The 15,453-nt window shown below is 38.9% G+C and carries 12 protein-coding genes; 3 read left to right on the forward strand and 9 right to left on the reverse strand.

Translation table 11 applies throughout. The features are described 5' to 3' along the window. Positions 1 to 588 precede the first annotated feature (588 nt). Positions 589 to 1,821 (reverse strand): tyrosine--tRNA ligase, encoded by a 1,233-nt coding sequence (gene tyrS / locus WBW42_RS17950; RefSeq protein ID WP_025469049.1) that lies wholly within the window; start codon positions 1,819 to 1,821, stop codon positions 589 to 591. A gap of 61 nt (positions 1,822 to 1,882) precedes the next feature. Between tyrS and WBW42_RS17955 the strand changes: the two genes are divergently transcribed. Next, a complete protein-coding gene (locus WBW42_RS17955; RefSeq protein ID WP_032057554.1) occupies positions 1,883 to 3,010 on the forward strand; it encodes an anhydro-N-acetylmuramic acid kinase in 1,128 nt (375 codons plus the stop codon). 127 nt (positions 3,011 to 3,137) lie between these two features. Then, entirely contained in the window at positions 3,138 to 3,980 is an 843-nt protein-coding gene (locus WBW42_RS17960; protein ID WP_032012805.1) for an alpha/beta fold hydrolase, read from the forward strand. Positions 3,981 to 4,040: 60 nt separating this feature from the next. Here the strand turns inward: WBW42_RS17960 and erpA are convergent, their stop codons facing one another. The 4 genes from erpA to WBW42_RS17980 all read right to left on the reverse strand — a co-directional run bounded on the left by erpA (position 4,041) and on the right by WBW42_RS17980 (position 8,124). Beyond that, entirely contained in the window at positions 4,041 to 4,376 is a 336-nt protein-coding gene (gene erpA, locus WBW42_RS17965; protein ID WP_002115421.1) for an iron-sulfur cluster insertion protein ErpA, read from the reverse strand. Positions 4,377 to 4,500: 124 nt separating this feature from the next. Then, entirely contained in the window at positions 4,501 to 5,505 is a 1,005-nt protein-coding gene (locus WBW42_RS17970) for a putative solute-binding protein (protein WP_005804873.1), read from the reverse strand. 351 nt (positions 5,506 to 5,856) lie between these two features. Further along, the gene (locus WBW42_RS17975) at positions 5,857 to 6,864 is read right to left on the reverse strand and encodes a putative solute-binding protein (protein WP_002115480.1); all 1,008 of its coding nucleotides are present in this window, start codon (positions 6,862 to 6,864) and stop codon (positions 5,857 to 5,859) included. Positions 6,865 to 7,119: 255 nt separating this feature from the next. Continuing rightward, entirely contained in the window at positions 7,120 to 8,124 is a 1,005-nt protein-coding gene (locus WBW42_RS17980) for a putative solute-binding protein (RefSeq protein ID WP_032057552.1), read from the reverse strand. A gap of 253 nt (positions 8,125 to 8,377) precedes the next feature. Here WBW42_RS17980 and WBW42_RS17985 point away from each other — a divergent pair, with 253 nt between their 5' ends. Continuing rightward, positions 8,378 to 10,306, forward strand: a complete 1,929-nt coding sequence (locus WBW42_RS17985) for an ATP-binding cassette domain-containing protein (RefSeq protein ID WP_005804875.1) — start codon at positions 8,378 to 8,380, stop codon at positions 10,304 to 10,306. 50 nt (positions 10,307 to 10,356) lie between these two features. On the opposite strand, the gene WBW42_RS17990 is transcribed toward WBW42_RS17985, so the two are convergent. The 4 genes from WBW42_RS17990 to recF form a co-directional block, all read right to left on the reverse strand. After that, positions 10,357 to 11,283, reverse strand: a complete 927-nt coding sequence (locus WBW42_RS17990) for a TolB-like translocation protein (RefSeq protein WP_032012808.1) — start codon at positions 11,281 to 11,283, stop codon at positions 10,357 to 10,359. A gap of 135 nt (positions 11,284 to 11,418) precedes the next feature. Beyond that, the gene (gene cybC / locus WBW42_RS17995; protein ID WP_032057551.1) at positions 11,419 to 11,811 is read right to left on the reverse strand and encodes a cytochrome b562; all 393 of its coding nucleotides are present in this window, start codon (positions 11,809 to 11,811) and stop codon (positions 11,419 to 11,421) included. Positions 11,812 to 11,846: 35 nt separating this feature from the next. Beyond that, on the reverse strand, positions 11,847 to 14,315 hold the full coding sequence (gene gyrB / locus WBW42_RS18000) for a DNA topoisomerase (ATP-hydrolyzing) subunit B (RefSeq protein WP_002115497.1): 2,469 nt from the start codon (positions 14,313 to 14,315) through the stop codon (positions 11,847 to 11,849). A 52-nt stretch (positions 14,316 to 14,367) separates the two neighbouring features. Beyond that, positions 14,368 to 15,450, reverse strand: a complete 1,083-nt coding sequence (recF, locus tag WBW42_RS18005; RefSeq protein ID WP_002115479.1) for a DNA replication/repair protein RecF — start codon at positions 15,448 to 15,450, stop codon at positions 14,368 to 14,370. Between the last annotated feature and the right edge of the window lie 3 nt (positions 15,451 to 15,453).

A 15,453-nucleotide genomic window follows, 5' to 3' on the forward strand; every position in this document is an offset into this window, starting at 1 on the left:
ACCAACTTACCATCAAATTCATCACTTAAAGCAACCAACTTAATCACAAGTAACTGTTTTTCAACAAGTTTCTATCTGCATCACCGCCGATGGATGTGCATTATAGACCATTACATTCTCTTTGCAAGGGGTATTTCAGCCTTTTTCACTTGAGTGCCGTTTTTTTCTACTATTTTGCGAAAAAAGTCATATATATGGCTTTTTTTTGGGCATTTTTACTGCCTTTTATTAGTTTTATATTTAAGAATTTGGGAAATTTTTAATTTCCTATGTCTTTAATAGACGGTTATAGACATATATAGTCCCTTAAATCTAAAGATTCCAAAGATTCCAAAGATTCCAAAGATTCCAAAGATTCCAAAGATTCCAAAGATTCCAAAGATTCCAAAGATTCCAAAGATTCCAAAGATTCCAAAGAAATAATAGAGTAAACACTCTATTCCCAGCTATATTTCTTCTTGCTTTTAACTTACTTCATTTATTATTAATTATGTTTAGATGGTTCCACGTGGAACGCTTAATTGGTTTTGTGATCCAGAAATAAAAAAAGCAGGATTACTCCTGCTTTTTTAATCTATAAATTTTTTATTAGTCAGTGAAAGTTACACGTGCAATTGCTTTTTTACCTGATTGAATAATAAAGCTTCCGTTTTCTTTTACAGAGAAGCTTGCATCAACAGCATTCCAGTCAACTTTTACCGCACCACGAGCTACCGCATCTTTTGCCGCAGCTGCATTCGGATTTAAGCCTGCTACACGTAAAATCGTAGCAATAAAGATTTCTCCTCCAAACTCACCAAGTGAAATAGTCACTTCTGGTGTGTCTTCAGGTACTTCACCTTCTGTAATACGGTTACCAGCACTCTTATGGGCATTAGCAGCAGCTTCTGCATCATGGAAGCGTTCAACTAGCTCAAGCGCAAGAATACGTTTTACTTCTTGCGGATTACGACCAGCAGCAATTTCATCTAATAGAGCTTTGATCTCATCAAGAGATTTGAAGCTTAATAAATCGAAATAGCGTTCAATTAAAGAGTCTGGCATTGATAAAACTTTTTGGTACATTGCCCCTGGTGTATCAAATACACCAATATAGTTACCTAAAGATTTAGACATTTTATTTACGCCATCTAGACCTTCTAGAATCGGCACGGTGATACACACTTGAGATTCTTGGCCATAACGGCTTTGTAAAGTACGACCCATAAGTAAGTTAAAGGTCTGGTCTGTACCGCCTAACTCAACGTCAGCTTCAAGCGCAATTGAGTCATAACCTTGAACTAAAGGATATAAAAACTCATGAATTGCAATCGGCTGATGATTGCTATAACGCTTAGTAAAGTCATCACGCTCTAACATACGTGATACAGTTTGCTGGCTTGCTAATTGAATAAGGTCAGCAGCAGACTTTTGATTAAACCATTCTGAGTTAAAACGTACTTTTGTTTTATTCGGGTCTAATATCTTGAATACTTGCTCTTGATAAGTTTTAGCGTTGGCTTCTACTTGTTCACGTGACAACGGCGGACGAGTTGCGCTTTTGCCAGTTGGGTCACCGATCATCGCTGTATAGTCACCGATCAAGAAGGTAACTTCATGGCCCAAGTCTTGGAAAGTTTTTAGTTTATTAATAAGAACCGTATGTCCTAAATGTAAATCTGGTGCTGTAGGATCAAAACCAGCTTTAATTTTAAGAGGGCGATTCTCTTTAAGCTTTTTCAGTAAATCTTCTTCTGAAATAATTTCGTGCGTGCCTCGTTGGATGAGGGCAAGCTGTTCTTCGGCGGGCAAGAAATTTGACATCACAAAACCTAAACACATCAGTTATTCAATTTGTGCGATATACTAACATTTTTTCAGCGTCTTGCAGGGGAAGTTGCATATGAGCGCAATCTATATCGGCGTAATGACTGGCACTAGTATGGATGGTGTGGATATTGTAGCGGCTTCATTTGAGCCACTACAGCTTCATGCCACTCTTACAGCTCCATTCGAACCCGAGTTACGTGATGAGCTTATGGCATTGACTTTGCCCGATGACAATGAAATTGACCGCATGGGTAAAGCTGATGTTGCTCTGGCCAAAATGATTGGTGATGGGATTAATACTCTTATTGAGAAGCACCAATTAGACCGTAGCCAAATTAAAGCAATTGGGTCGCATGGGCAAACCATTCGTCACCGTCCAGAACATGGCTTTACGTTACAAATTGGTGATCCAAACATTATTACTGAAATTACTCAGATTCCGGTTGTTTCAGATTTCCGTCGTAGAGATATGGCAGCAGGTGGTCAAGGCGCGCCATTGGTTCCGGCTTTCCATCAAGCATTATTTCAACATCCAAGTATTCATCGTGTAATTTTGAATTTGGGTGGTATTGCTAATGTGAGTATGCTGCCTGCCAATAACAGTGACGGCGTATTTGGTTTTGATACAGGTCCTGCAAATATTTTGATGGATGCTTGGTGCCATCGCCATACAGGTCATCCATATGATGAAAATGGTGATTGGGCTGCCTATGGTCACCCTATTCGCTCTTTACTCGACCGTCTTCATGCGCATGAGTATTTTTCTAAAGAACCACCTAAGAGCACAGGACGTGAAGACTTTAATATTGATTGGTTAGATGATCAGTTAATCGATTGGCGAAATGATTTAACTTATGACGAGTTAGAAGATACACCTGAAAACATCCAAGCTACCCTATTAAAACTTACTGTGCGTGCTATTCAAAAAGCGATTTATCGTTCTGAGATGGAAACAGGCGAAGTGTATGTTTGCGGTGGTGGAGCTTATAACTCTTATTTACTAGAACAGTTACGTTGGCGTTTACGTAAACATAATTGGTCTGTTCAACCTACCGATGTGTTAGGACTTTCCCCTACTTGGGTCGAGGCTACAGCATTTGCATGGTTAGCAATGCGCTTTGTAGATGGTTTAAGTGGAAATTTGCCAGCAGTCACAGGCGCTTCGGATTTCAGAATCCTAGGTACGATCACGGCAGTATAAAACTATTTATTGATTTGTTTGGTTAGATTCGACCTCATAGCACATTTACTGACCCGAAATGCTGTTATTTAAATGAGCATAAAAACTCATGATAAATGCCGATAAAAATAATTTAAGGCATGTTTGTATGGATCTAACTAAACGTATTCATCAATACACACGTGGGGCTTGGACATTCGATGTGATTGATTCAGGCCCTATAGATGGTCCTCTCGTTGTTTTATTGCATGGTTTTCCAGAAACTGCTCATAGTTGGGAGCAGACTTCGGAATTATTGCATGAGTATCAATTTAGAACACTTGCGATTCATCAACGTGGTTATAGTTTAAATGCTAGACCTCAAAGCCGATTTCAATATTCCTTGAGTGAACTTGTAGAAGACGTAGCAAGTTTAATTAAACAGCTTGGCCAGCCAGTTTATTTAATGGGGCACGACTGGGGCTCGGCAATTGCGTCAGGCGTTGCTATGAAGTATCCACAATATATTCAACATCTCACTTTAGTTTCTGTGCCCCACCAAGCTGCATTTTTAAAAGCTTGTTTAAGCAGTAGACAACTTTTTAAATCTTATTATTTTGCAATTTTTCAGTTACCGATTCTGCCCGAACTTTTATTTAAAAAGATACCTAAATTGGGTCGTAAGTTTCTAAAGTCATCAGGCATGACTGAACAGCAAATTGCGATATTTGAGGCTGAGTTTATAAAGGAAAATAGATTAACCACGGCGTTGAATTGGTATCGTGGCTTTTTTTGGGACAAACCTCAAAATCCGTTTAAAGCCATAGATGTCCCCACTCTTTTTATTTGGGGTAAACATGATATTGCCGTTACAGAAAAAAGCGCCGAGCTAAACTCACATTATTTTAAAAATAGTTATGAAGCAGTTTTTATGAATGCGTCGCACTGGATTCCATATCAGAATGCACCTGAACTGGTACAATACTTTTTAGAATCTGTCCGTAAAAAATAATGATTTGATCAATAAAAAAACCTCTCAAAATAGAGAGGTTTTTTAAATTTTAAAATTCTTTTAAATCGAGAATGAAGAACCACAACCACATGTTGTTGTTGCATTCGGGTTTTGTACGATAAAACGCGAACCTTCAAGACCTTCTACATAGTCAACTACTGAACCAATAAGGTATTGGTAACTAAGTGAGTCAACCAGCATTTTTACATCGCCATTTACGAATTCTGCATCATCTTCATTTACGCTTTCAGCAAAATTAAAGCCATACGAAAACCCTGAACACCCGCCTCCTGTTACATACACACGTAACATGAGATCGTCATTCCCTTCACTATCACGGAGTTGGCGTACCTTATTGGCAGCATTATCTGTCAAAACTAGAGCTTGGGCATTCATGATGATTGTTCCTCGGATTTTGCTGTGCCTTTCAAAATAAAAAAGACCCTATATTGAGTATAGCATAATCAATATAGGGTCTGTCTTCGAAGTTTAAAGCGAATCTTGAGTATTTTTATCAAGATTATTTGTAATTCTCATCCTGTAAGCCACATTCGAAGTTTTTAGCATCTTGCTTACAACGGAATTGCCATAGTAATTTCATCATGCGTTTATCGTAGACACCGCGTTGTGTAAGGTTAATTCGAGACTCACGCATAAGCTTTTGGTAACCCGGTTTATCGGCTGCTGGGACATCCATCCAGTATTTTTGTGGAATATCAGCTTTCATCTTACCCAAGATGGTAAAAGCACGTGGTAGCTGACCCGAAACCCATTCCCTAGATTTCTGGCCAAAACCAGCTGGGAACTTATCAGGTCGGATAATAATATTTCCTGTGACCTGTAAGATTGGATAATTCACGATCGCACCTTTTGTTCCTAAACCTTTTTGTAGTTCTAAAGGCTTAAATGCTGCTGCTGGCGCACCAATAATATCAACTTGATGGTTATTAAATTTCGCACCAAAATTTGTTACGTCAGCACTCACAGCCTGTGCACCTACCTGCTGAACCATAATTTTTTGAGCTTCATCATAGTCAAGAACAGCAATTTTCTTACCGGCGGCTTTCGCTACCGTATTGATGCTGCGATCATTTACTAAAAGGTAAGCATCACCAACTGGAATAACACCCACAACCTCATAGCGACCATTAACCATATATTTACTAAAAGTCGGACTCGCTAAACCTTGCATCACTTTTACAGCAAGCTTGAGGTCAGGAATCGCTCCAATTGCGTCTAATGACCCTGTAAATGAGTTAAATTGGCGACCACGCATCCCTGACACGCTAATACCATCACATTTACCCGCTTTAAAATCTTCAGCAATCACGGCTTCATTCTGGTTTACTTTAAGCTCGATATCAGCTCCCCAGTTTTTAGCGGCAAGTTGATAATCCTTCATCAGCGCATAAACATCGCCATTTTTTCCAACGAAGTCAAAAACACATACTGTTTGTTTAGCCTCGGCTGCAAAAGAAACTGTAGTAAGTCCCATCGCAAGTAATAGCGTTTTGGAAAATTGCATATTCTTTTTCCTTTCCTTGTGGAGTTTTTGTTTTTCGATACCAAGAAATTTCACACCATCAGGTATGAATCGGATAGGCTTCATATAAAAATCATGTTGGAATATTTGTATAGACCGTATTTGCTTTTATGATTTTATTTCCCTGAAAAATAGATAGCGATTGATCTATCTATTAGCAATTATTTTAATCACTCAAGTCCTTGATCCATTTTTATACCTTCATGTTTCCTTATGAAGTTTTTATCTAAATTTAGCTTAACGTCTTTCTATTTATCCACAATGGCAGAACTGACAGCTCATATAAAACAAAAAGCCTAGAACTCAGTCTAGGCTTTTTGAAAGAAATTAGGATTATTCACCAGGCATTGAACATTCAAAGTTAGCTTTGTCTACAGAACAACGCGCTTTTTTGAGTACAGACATCATTCCAGCATCGTAAACACCGCGTTTAGTTAAGTCCATACGGCCATCACGCAACATTTTTTGATACTTAAGTTTGTCTTCTGCACTTAAGTTCATTTTGTATTTGCCAGGAATTTGCGCTTCTAAACGGTTGATCATTGCAAAGCTCTTCGGTAACTGTTTAACAAACCAGTCACGAGATTTTTGACCAAAACCAGCTGGGAATTTATCAGAACGTAATACTAGATCTGCTGTAACGTGTAATACAGGGAAGTTCCACATTACACCGTTTGCGCCTAAACCTTTATTTAACTCTAATGGTTTGTAAGCATAAGCAGGCGCACCTACCATATCTACCTGACCATTATTAAATTTAGCAGCAAAGTTTGAGATATCAGAAAGAACTGCTTGAGCTCCTACACGTTGCACCATAATTTTTTGTGCATCGTCATAGCCAAGTACAGCGAATTTTTTACCCGCAGCTTTTTCAACAGAGTTGATGTTTTTGTCGCGTACGAAAATGAAAGCTGAACCTAGCGGAGAAATACCAGCAACTTCGTATTTTTTACCACCCATATTTGTGGTCATTTTTGCTGCATTACGTGCATCTAATACATAAGTAATTGCACGTTGAGCGATTTGGTTATTTGGAACACCACCAAGTGAGTCGATAGATCCTGCGAATTTGTTATATTGGCGTGCACGCATTGCTGTCATTGCCACAGCATCACATTTACCCGCTTTAAAATCATTATCAGCAACAGCCTCGTCCTGACGAGGAACTAAGTTAATTTCAGTACCCCAGCCTTTTGCAGCAAGAGCCCATTCTTCCATCATTTTATATGAGTCGCCTGCTTTTCCTAAGAGGTCGAATACACATACGGTACTCGCTGCTTGCGCTGAAGCAGAAAAACCAACAACAGAAGCGGCAGCCATAGCAAGTACGATTTTTTTCATTTTCTTCATCCTTCCACGGAACAGATTTTTTGTTTGAAGTTTCCTTTCAAACACAGATATTAATCATGTTTTTTAGAAAAAAATAGAGCTTTTACTCAAATATTTTTATCTCATTGAACCATTGTTTGTTGGTTTTAAATTATTTATTAAAAGGAAAAATCACTAATTTTCCGTAAGTTACTTTTTATATTCACAATTTTCATACCCATATTCAGCTTTGAAATATATGTAGCGTTTTTGTGTTTAAAAAATAAACTACTCTCCATTAAGCGTACATTCAAAATTTGTCCGTTCAACTGTACAGCGGGCGCGCTTTAGCACACTCATCATTGTTGCATCGTATACACCTTGTTTTGTTAAGCTGAGACGACCTTCACGTAAAATTTTTTGATATTTAGTTTTGTCTTCTGCTGAAAAATTAATTTTAATTTTTGAGGGTACGCCCATTTCTAGCCGTTTTATCATGGCAAAATTCTGAGGTAATTTTTGTATAAACCAAGCACGTGACTTTATACCGAAATCTGTGGGGAACTTATCACTTCGGGCAATTAAATCACCCGTAACGTTAACTACGGGGAAAGTAAATATTGCCCCTTTCACGCCAACCCCTTTACCAATCTCTAAAGGTTTATAAGCATAGGCTGGTGCCGCAATTGCATCGACTTGGCCACTATTAAACTTTTTCACAAAATCGGTAATTTCTGAAGGAATGGGCTGAGCGCCAACGCTTTCCACCATAATTTTTTGTGCTGCGTCATATTGCAAAATAGCAAACTTAGTCCCACGTACTTTTTCAATTGAGTTGAGATTTTTATCCTTCACAAATAAATAAGCTAATCCAATCTGGACAATACCAACGACCTCGTAATTGGTTCCATTTTGTGCAGTCACCATGCGATGTTTATTACGCTTATCTAAAACATAACTAATAGCTTTTTGAGCAATTGCATTACTGGTTACCCCTCCAATCGCATCAATTGAACCTGCAAATTTATTATAATTTCGCGCCCGCATGGAGGTCATATAAGCGGCGTCACATTTTCCTTCACGCAGTCTCCGGTCAACTAAGCCTTCATCTTGAAATGGAATTAAAGTGATATCTGCTTGCCATTCTTTCGCTGCAAGCGCCCACTCTTCCATCATTTTATAGGACTCACCTGACTTTCCTAATAAATCAAACACACAGACACTTTGCCCAGCATGTACTGTCCCCACAGCACAGCAAAATACTGCACCAATTATCCCCAATCTTTTTTTCATTTGACTTTCCTTAGTCTAGTTTTATTAGTAGCTCATTAATCAACCAAATTTCAAACTGTTTTTATTTTAGCCATATTTTTTTAAAAGTATTCTATCTTATTCAATATTTTGAAAATTTCGGATGAATAGCGAAATTTAGGATGTCTTGATATATCTAATTATTAATACCTGCTCACTAAAATCCGGAAAGTTTTGTTTTCATCGGCAGTTCTCTTTAAAATACAGCATCCCTAACTCACCTCGATACAATAAGATGATTCAATTTGACCAAGTTTCTTTACGCCGCGGTGGACGTGTTTTATTTCAAAAAGCGTCTATGCAATTACACCCAGGTTGGAAGATTGGTCTAACTGGTGTAAATGGCGCGGGTAAATCGACCTTATTTGCTGCACTACTTGGAAGTTTAGGTGCAGATGAAGGTTCACTTACTCGTCCGACAGGCTGGACCGTGGCGCATATGGCCCAAGAAGTGAAAGCCCTAGATATGCCTGCAATTGATTTTGTTCTTTCAGGTGATGAAGAGTTTTGGGATATTCAAAATAAGCTTGCTCAACCAGATCAACTGACTGATTTTGAACTGGCTAAATTGCATGGCCGCTTTGATGAAATTCATGGTTATTCAGCGCCCTCTAAAGCTGCGCAGCTCATGGCAGGTCTTGGCTTTTTAGAAAATCAATTACGTTTGAACGTTGAGAGCTTCTCAGGTGGATGGCGTATGCGTTTAAATTTGGCGCGTACATTGATGAGTCGTTCTGATCTACTCTTACTGGATGAACCAACAAACCACTTAGATTTGGATGCAATTCTGTGGTTAGAAGATTGGCTTAAAGCCTATGAAGGTACACTCATTCTAATTTCGCATGACCGCGACTTTTTAGATGCGATTACAGATCATATTCTTCACATTGAAAATCAAGAACTCACACTTTACACCGGGAACTACTCTACATTTGAAACCACACGTAGTGAACGTCTTGCTCAGCAACAACAAGCTTTTGAGAAGCAGCAAGAAACACGCGCTCACTTACAAAAGTTTATTGACCGTTTTAAAGCAAAAGCGACTAAAGCTCGTCAGGCACAAAGTCGTATTAAACAACTTGAGCGCATGCAGCAACTTGCACCAGCCCATGTAGATACGCCGTTTACTTTTAGTTTCCGTGAACCAACTAAAATGAGTTCACCTTTGCTGACTTTAGACAACGCCAGCATTGGTTATGGTGATAAGCAAATAGCCGAAAAAATTAGATTACAAATTACACCGAACTCACGTATTGGTTTGCTTGGGATGAACGGCGCAGGTAAGTCAACATTGATTAAGAGTTTGGTTGGTGATTTACCACTCTTGGCAGGTGAACGTAAAGCTTCCGAGCTGCTTAATATCGGTTACTTTGCGCAGCACCAGATGGATGCTTTAGATGGTCACGCTAGCCCAATGCTACAGCTTGCCCGTATAGCAGATAAACAAATTAGTGAAGCCACTCTACGTTCATTCTTAGGTAGTTTTGGCTTTAGTGGTGAACGCATGGATACACCATGTGAAAGCTTTTCTGGTGGAGAACGCGCTCGTTTAGCCCTAGCACTCATTGTATGGCAGCGTCCAAATGTTTTAATTCTCGATGAACCAACAAACCATTTAGATCTTGATATGCGTCATGCACTGAGCATGGCATTACAAGATTTTGAAGGTGCTGTTGTTCTGGTTTCCCACGAACGTCAACTTATTGCAAGTGTATGTGATGAGCTTCTTTTAGTACACGGCGGTAAATGTACTGAGTTCGAGGGTGATTTACAGGACTATGCTAAATGGCTACGTGAAGCACGTCAGCAACAAATCAATGCTCAGACTGCTGTGGCACAGAACAATTCGTCCTCTGCCGCTCCAGCGCCTGCTAAAGTTGATAAAGAAGCACAGCGTAAAGAAGCAGCTCGTCGTCGTGAACAGACTCGACCTATTCGTAAAAATATTGAAAAAGTTGAGTCTCAAATTGAAAAGCTACAACCGCAGCTTGCCAAAATTGAAGAATCCTTAGCAGACACATCTTTATATGAGGCTGCACGTAAAGACGATTTACTCAAACTTATGAATGAACAGACTGAGCTGAAGGCTAAACTTGAGCAACACGAAGAGCAGCTTTTGGAACTCATGATGGAATTAGAAGAAATGGAAGCTTCTTTTGATTAATCCATTTTCTAAAATAAAAAAGCCGATTTCTTAATCGGCTTTTTTATTTGTTAATAAGGCGTATAAAAAGCCCCTAATTCATTTAAATTGGTATTTATCGGTAAAGGCCACACATTGCTTGATAAGCTGTCAGCGATATATAAATCGTATCCGCCTCGACTTCCTGTTTGTCCTGCAAGAGACACCACCATGTAACGCTGATCTAAAGGAGCTGGATCGGAAGTATCATAATTAATATTGTTAAATGGCAAACGTGTAGTTTGTTTATTAGCCATATCATAAATATAGATCTGGTCATGAGGATTTGTTGGGCTATACCAGCGCACATATAAGAACCGACTTCCTTGCCACCATACTGGATAATATGAAGCGATATTGGTCAGCTGTGTATCATAAGCACCCGACTGATCAATACTAAAAATTCTAGAATTATTTCCAGCACCTTTTGCATACAAAATTTGAGTGGTATTCACCATCGGATAAGGCATCGATTCTTCTATATCCCAACCATTTTGAGTCACAGAAGTCATCGTCCGATCCGTCATTTTAATGATTTTTAGATCGCCATTTTGTTTAAAAATAATACGCTGGTTATCTATAAATTTAGGGTCTTCATCGCGCTTATTATTGCCTTGAGTTAAGTTAATAGGTAACTCAGTGCTTCCGACCTTCCACACATATACATCCCATGCATCACCATAATGCTGTCCAGAATTCACTCCCATAAACGTTAACCATTTTCCATCTGGAGAGAAATGGCCATTCATCATATGGTCAATTTTCCAATTTGCGCCGAGTAATGTGGTCTGCTGTGTTGTGAAGTTATAAAGATAAAGCTTACTGTCCCATGCCTCATAATTACTATAACGATGAAATACTAATTTTCCATAAAAGGTGGGGGCTATCGCAGCATGCAGTTGAAATAAACAATTAAAAAATATGATTCCAATGCATAAGAGTTTTTGTATTTTTTTCATAATTATATTTCCTATTGTTATTAGTAAGTACCGCATAGAGAATATAACTTCGAATAGTTTACTTGTTAAACAAAATACTTTTTTCGGATACAAAAAAGGGCTAATGATGATTAGCCCTTTACCATAAAAAATCAATTATCTAAATTTTTTATGATTTTCATTACGTATTTTGACTAAATTAATTGCTTCAGTTTTGGCTTGATCTAATTGTCCTTGCTCAACTAAAACAGTTACTTTATCAATTTCGGCAACAAGCTGATCTAAACCAGCTTGATACTCTTTTACCTTTACATTTTCTGATGGCAAACCTTCGAGTTTATGCGGCAAATATTGCTTAGAAGAAACTGCTGCTTCACGCATTACAACAAGTTGTTGTTTCGCATTAGCAGCATCTTTCGCTTCAGCAAATGCTTTAGTACTCTTAGCTAAAGTTTTCATATTCGTTTCTAGGTCTGCCGCCCAAACAGCAGAACTTCCTAAAAACACACATGAAATTAAAAGACTAGCTAATAATTTCTGACTCATCATTCTCTCCCTAGACTGATTTAGAATCATGTTATGAATTAAGCATCAATATCCGCATTTAAAGCATTCTCTTCAATGAATGCACGACGTGGTTCAACATCATCACCCATTAAGCAAGAGAACATACGATCTGCTTCAATCGCATCATCAATTGTCACCTGCAACATATTACGGTTTTCAGGGTCCATTGTTGTTTCCCACAACTGTTCAGCATTCATCTCTCCAAGACCTTTATAGCGTTGGATCATCATACCGCGGCGTGAATCTTGTAAAATATGTTGCCAAACTTGATGGAAGTTAGCCACTTGAATACGGCGATCACCTTTTTGTAAAAAAGCACCGTCTTCAAGTAAAGTGAACCAACTCTTCGAGTTTTTGAGTAAACGTGCATATTCAGCAGAATTCAGTAAAGCTGCATCAAGCAAATACGCATGCGGCAGATTATGAACATAGACAGTAATACGCGGCCAATAATGCGCAGATTTTTCACCTTGAGCATTTTCACGCTCAAATGCCTCTAAAGAGATTTCTGGACGTAAACTTGGCTGTAATCTGGTAATGATATCGCGTACCTGATCTGCCCATTGTTGTACATAAGCTTCATCATGGTTTTGATCACTCTTGAATGCTTCTACTTCAAGTAAAGCATCAAGTAAGCTAGCTGGATAACGTAAAGTTAAGCGCTGTAAGCTCTTTTGTGAAACCTGATAGTCCTGAATCACTTTCGCAAGTGCTTCACCTGTAATTGCAGGTGCTTCAGCATTGGTATGTAGAGATAGCTCATCAATCGCATTTGAGATGAGATAAGTTTCTAACGCATCATTATCTTTGATGTATTGTTCTTGCTTACCTTTCTTCAATTTATACAAAGGTGGCTGAGCAATATAAATATGCCCACGCTCAACCAATTCTGGCATTTGACGGAAGAAGAACGTTAACAACAAGGTACGGATGTGCGAACCATCGACGTCGGCATCGGTCATGATAATGATTTTATGATAGCGAAGCTTATCAGGGTTATATTCTTCACGACCAATACCACAGCCAAGTGCAGTGATTAAAGTACCCACTTCCTGACTAGAAATCATTTTGTCAAAGCGTGCACGTTCAACGTTCAGGATTTTACCTTTCAACGGTAAAATAGCCTGCATTTTACGATTACGACCTTGCTTAGCACTACCACCAGCAGAGTCACCCTCGACTAGATATAATTCAGAAAGTGCCGGGTCTTTTTCCTGACAATCTGCCAATTTACCTGGTAAACCTGCAATATCAAGTGCACTCTTACGACGTGTCATTTCACGCGCCTTACGTGCAGCATCACGTGCACGCGCAGCATCAATAATTTTACCGGCAATCGATTTTGCAGCTTGCGGATTTTCAAGTAAGTAAGCAGAGAACTCTTTGTTCATTGCTTGCTCAACCGCTGGTTTTACTTCACTCGATACTAGTTTCTCTTTAGTTTGAGAAGAGAATTTCGGATCAGGTACTTTTACCGAAATAATCGCGGTTAAACCTTCTCGTGCATCATCGCCTGTCACATTGACTTTTTCTTTCTTGAGAATATTTTCATTTTCAAGATATTGGTTAAGACCACGCGTTAAAGCTGCACGGAAACCTGCTAAATGAGTACCGCCATCCTTTTGAGGAATATTGTTGGTAAAACAACGCACGTTTTCTTGATAACTTTCATTCCACTGTAATGCAACTTCTACACCAATACCGTTTTCTGTATCAGCAGTGAAATGGAAAATCTCGTTTAGATGAGTTTTACCTTCGTTAATGTATTTTACAAACTCAGATAAACCACCTTCGTAGTCATATACGTGCTCAAGGTTAATACGTTCATCACGTAAAACAATACGCACGCCCGCGTTTAAAAATGAAAGCTCTCGTAAACGACGCGCTAAAATTTCAACGTTAAAAATAGTTTGACTAAAAGTTAGTTCACTTGGCCAAAAACGTACAGTTGTACCACTGCTATCCGTTTCACCAATCACACGTAATGGATATTGCGGATCACCGTGGTGATACTCTTGTTCGTGCACTTGGCCAGCGCGATTAATAATTAAATGCAATTTACTTGAAAGTGCATTTACAACTGAAACGCCTACGCCGTGCAAACCACCTGAAACTTTATAGCTGTTGTCGTCAAACTTACCGCCTGCGTGCAAGATCGTAAGAATTACTTCCGCTGCAGACACCCCTTCTTCAGGGTGGATATCTGTTGGAATACCACGGCCATTATCAGAAACACTTACCGATTCATCTTCGTGAATCGTGACAATAATTTCGTCACAATGCCCAGCTAAAGCTTCATCGATTGCGTTATCGACAACCTCGAATACCATATGGTGTAAACCGGTACCGTCGTCTGTATCCCCAATATACATACCCGGACGTTTACGAACTGCATCTAATCCACGTAATACTTTAATACTAGAGGAATCATAAGCCTTTTCATTGGTTTGTTCTGTTTGAGAGGCTGATTGAGACTCTGAACTCATGGTTTCTCCCTAGCAAATATAGGTTTATTCAAAGATGGGTAACATCAAAAAATTATGGTGAAGCAAGACTAACTTGACCGGATTCAACATTGAATAATTGATATGAAATAGACAGATCATGTAAGTGTTTTTTTACCGATGCATGATCTAAAGTTGTCATAAAAACCTGGCTACCAAGTTGGCTTAATCGTTCAATTAAACGTTGTTGTGCGGTTAAGTCTAATTCTGCTGTCAGATCATCTAATAATACCACAGTTTCCTTATTACTCGCATGTAACATTGCAATTTGTGACAGTTTTAAGGCAATAATCAAGAGTTTTTTCTGACCTCTTGATAAAACTACATCAGCATGTCCAAACGGGGTTTTTAAGCGCAAATCTGCACGATGTGGCCCGTATTCGGTATAGCGTCGTTCGATGTCTTTTTGGTGTTGATTCAGCAAGTCTTGCATGAGTCCCTGCTCTGTATGAAAACCGGGACTATATTCCAGTTCAATCTCTAGATCAGGTAGCAATTGACTTAAATCATTTTGAAAAAAGACATTCCATTGTTCCACAATACTTAAACGCTGAGAGTGTAAAATTTCACCATAATCACTCAACATTTTATTCCACGGCTCTAAATCCGCTAGAGAAATATTCCGTCTGGTTTTAAGTAAAGTATTACGCTGCTTTAATGCACGAGAATAATATTGCCAAGCAAAATAAAATTCAGGTTCCACGTGGAACATCAGCCAATCTAAAAGCTGGCGCCGAGGTTTCGCCCCATGGTCAATAATATCTGTACTTTGTGGATCAATATGCTGCAAAGGAAGCAGTTTAGCGAGTTGTCCTTGTGTAGCCACTGTATCGCCATTGACCTTCATCAACTGCTCACCAGAGGCCAACTTTTGCATGCCAATTTTTTCAGTTGCAGATTGCGCGAAAACAATCGCATCTTCAGCAGAGTATTGAATATAATTTTTAGGTATATGGGTACGGAACGACCGCCCTGTTGCAAGCAAATGGATTGCTTCCAGTATTGAAGTTTTTCCTGAACCGTTAGCGCCATAAAATACGTTAAACGGTTGCAACCCTTGGAGTGCAACCGTTTTTAAATTACGCACACGTTCAATATTTAAACGCGTAAGATGCATATT

Source organism: Acinetobacter sp. LT1 (assembly GCF_059800965.1).

Bases quoted from the DNA above. Each gene is read 5' to 3' on its own strand.
- cybC (WP_032057551.1), bottom strand. From the start codon at position 11,811: ATGATGAGTCAGAAATTATTAGCTAGTCTTTTAATTTCATGTGTGTTT.
- WBW42_RS17980 (WP_032057552.1), bottom strand. From the start codon at position 8,124: ATGAAAAAAAGATTGGGGATAATTGGTGCAGTATTTTGCTGTGCTGTG.
- WBW42_RS17970 (WP_005804873.1), bottom strand. From the start codon at position 5,505: ATGCAATTTTCCAAAACGCTATTACTTGCGATGGGACTTACTACAGTT.
- WBW42_RS17985 (WP_005804875.1), top strand. From the start codon at position 8,378: ATGATTCAATTTGACCAAGTTTCTTTACGCCGCGGTGGACGTGTTTTA.
- recF (WP_002115479.1), bottom strand. From the start codon at position 15,450: ATGCATCTTACGCGTTTAAATATTGAACGTGTGCGTAATTTAAAAACG.
- WBW42_RS17955 (WP_032057554.1), top strand. From the start codon at position 1,883: ATGAGCGCAATCTATATCGGCGTAATGACTGGCACTAGTATGGATGGT.
- WBW42_RS17990 (WP_032012808.1), bottom strand. From the start codon at position 11,283: ATGAAAAAAATACAAAAACTCTTATGCATTGGAATCATATTTTTTAAT.
- gyrB (WP_002115497.1), bottom strand. From the start codon at position 14,315: ATGAGTTCAGAGTCTCAATCAGCCTCTCAAACAGAACAAACCAATGAA.
- WBW42_RS17975 (WP_002115480.1), bottom strand. From the start codon at position 6,864: ATGAAAAAAATCGTACTTGCTATGGCTGCCGCTTCTGTTGTTGGTTTT.
- WBW42_RS17960 (WP_032012805.1), top strand. From the start codon at position 3,138: ATGGATCTAACTAAACGTATTCATCAATACACACGTGGGGCTTGGACA.
- erpA (WP_002115421.1), bottom strand. From the start codon at position 4,376: ATGAATGCCCAAGCTCTAGTTTTGACAGATAATGCTGCCAATAAGGTA.
- tyrS (WP_025469049.1), bottom strand. From the start codon at position 1,821: ATGTGTTTAGGTTTTGTGATGTCAAATTTCTTGCCCGCCGAAGAACAG.